The 2,427-nt window shown below is 40.0% G+C and carries 1 protein-coding gene; it reads left to right on the top strand.

Going from position 1 to position 2,427, the window contains the following annotated elements; translation table 11 throughout:
- Positions 1-353 precede the first annotated feature (353 nt).
- The gene (locus tag AC1DYT_RS26645; RefSeq protein ID WP_477472518.1) at positions 354-2,063 is read left to right on the top strand and encodes a serine/threonine protein kinase; all 1,710 of its coding nucleotides are present in this window, start codon (positions 354-356) and stop codon (positions 2,061-2,063) included.
- Positions 2,064-2,427 lie beyond the last annotated feature (364 nt).

Raw genomic sequence — 2,427 nt, 5'->3', positions numbered from 1 at the left:
ACATAGAGCCTCGAAGGCTAGAACTCGTGACTATTTCCTACCGGCTATCTTCTCCACATTTTAACATGCCAAAATTATCAACAACAATCTGTTAATTAATTTCTTTGCAAGTCTAATGGAACTTGTTTCACGACCCCATCATAAAAGTGGCCACCATGCTGAGCCGCTTTGCGTATCGGTTACCTGCCGTGTGGGGTTCTGAAACAAGTAATCAGAATGACGTTTGTTTTCTTTCGAACATCCTTGTTTCAAACCCATCGCTATGGTTGGCAAGTTTTCCTATCAACCCCCATTTTGCAATCTCTCCCCGGCATAGCCTATATATCCATCCGTTCAGTATATTAGCACCATAAATGAGCAAAGTATTTACCATTGCCGAGGGTTTAGAAAATCTGGGTGCCTTGCGTACCGGCGGGCAGGGTTCTGTTTATAAGGGGAGGCGCACCGGTGTTATCTATTCGGCCATAAAGGTAATGCCAACACCAATTTTAACTGAAAACGATAAAAACTACCTCAACTTCCAAAACGAAGTTGCCAAACTGCAAAGGGTAAACGAAATCCCCAATCCTAATATCGTAAAAATATTAGGTTCGGGCTTAACGGAGAGTGGCTCGTTTCCTTTTATCGAGATGGAGTTTATAGAAGGCCCCGACCTGAGCGATTTACTAACGCCGCAGCAAAAGGTATTTACGCTTAGCGAAACCCTTAATGTTGCCGACCAACTAGCCAGCGCACTGGCGCATTGCTACCGCCAGGGTGTAAAACATGGCGACCTGAAAAGCAACAACGTAAAATACAATATCCATACAGGTAATTATGTATTGCTGGATTTTGGCCTAGCCATCCTCACAGACGAACAGCGCCGAACAAGCCTGCAAAATGCAGGTGCTGTAGAATTTATGGCACCCGAACAGCACGATGGCAAAATACTGTTGCAAACGGATGTTTATAGTTATGGCATCATCCTTTATGAATTATTAGCCGGCGAAGTACCCTTTATATTGACGGGCAACAGTAGTAATAATCGCAATGAAGTTACGCTGAAGCATAAAGAGGCACCCGTGCCCGATTTGTTGGCAAAACGTAAAGCAAACCTACCGGCTAATTGGCCGGAAGAGAAAAAGGCAAACGAGATGAAGGTGCCTAAGTGGATGCTGAAACTGGTGGAGAAATGCCTGCAAAAAAAACCGGAGGACAGGTATGCCAATGGCGAGAAATTATATGAAGAGTTGACAACGCACCAAATAAAAATCGGTGATGCAGAATCGCTGACTTTTAAAGAACAAGAGTTTATTTTCAAAGCTCTTGAACTAAGCGATGGTATTTCGATGGAGGCTTATCGTTCTGCAATCAATAATGGGGTGAATAATGATGTTTTAAAAAGTGGAATTGAAGCACTTTTTGATTTGGTTAATTATCAAAACAGAAACTTAAATAAGTTAGCTAGGGAACTCGGGTACATAAGTGAATTTGAGAATCTTGATAACAAATCGCTTATACTTAAACTCAAAAACGACTCAAAAAAAATAGCAGATAAACAGGAGTTACCTACGTTAAATTTGGAGGAGTGTCGTCTAATAGAGTTGGCAATTTATTGTTTCGACGGCATGCCAACATTTGACCGCAATTCCAAAATAAATGCTGATGATATTAAGAAGAAGATTAAGGAGCTTAGTGACAGCATACATAGCCAACATTTGCATTTAAATGTATTCGCCCACGTATATGGACTTAGTGGTAGTAAGTCCGTAGGCATCGTAAAGCTCCTAAATATAATGAAAGACAAGTGGCCAAGGGAATATAATGTGCAGGTTTCAAGATTTGTGTATTATAGCTTGATAGTATCATTTTGTCTTTTAATTGCAATCTGTAGTTATTCGCTGCTGCTGTACTATAACAATTCATTTATTTTAACAATTCATAAAGGGCTATTGTCTTTTCTAAGCCTTCGAACAGCCGATGGGGGGTCTATATTATGGTACGGGATATATGTGATTTTTTTAGGCCTCCTATTACATCCTTTTGTTTTATTTATTAAGGATAGGTTTTCTAAAAAAAAATAGTCGTGGAATAAAATTTGTTATTTTTTGTGCCCGCCGTGGCAAGTGTCCACACTTGCCGCAATACCTTGGTGAGCGTCCACGCTCACTTTATAGGCTATGCAAAATTCAACAACTAAGCATGGACGGTTAACAACTCTTGAATTCAAGTGGAGGCACTTGGACGGGCGGTCGAGTGTTCGAAGCCTTTAAAAAATAATCGTCATGTTGATTACTATGACATATGCAAATGTTTTTGCCATGATAGTTTATTTTTCATGAAGATTTCTTGATTAAACAGTGTGTCCGAATGAATGAGTTTGAATACAAGCTTTAGCAAGACGTTTTTTATCCGATTCAATATGGATAGCCGATTCAATATGGATAG

The sequence above is a fragment of the Mucilaginibacter sp. P1_D10 genome (assembly GCF_056406215.1).
The sequence above is the reverse complement of the archived record's forward strand: the minus strand, read 5'-3'. Positions and strand labels throughout refer to the sequence as shown.

What these genes read in the sequence shown, in the direction of transcription:
- AC1DYT_RS26645 (WP_477472518.1), top strand. Translation starts at nt 354, where the DNA reads ATGAGCAAAGTATTTACCATTGCCGAGGGTTTAGAAAATCTGGGTGCC.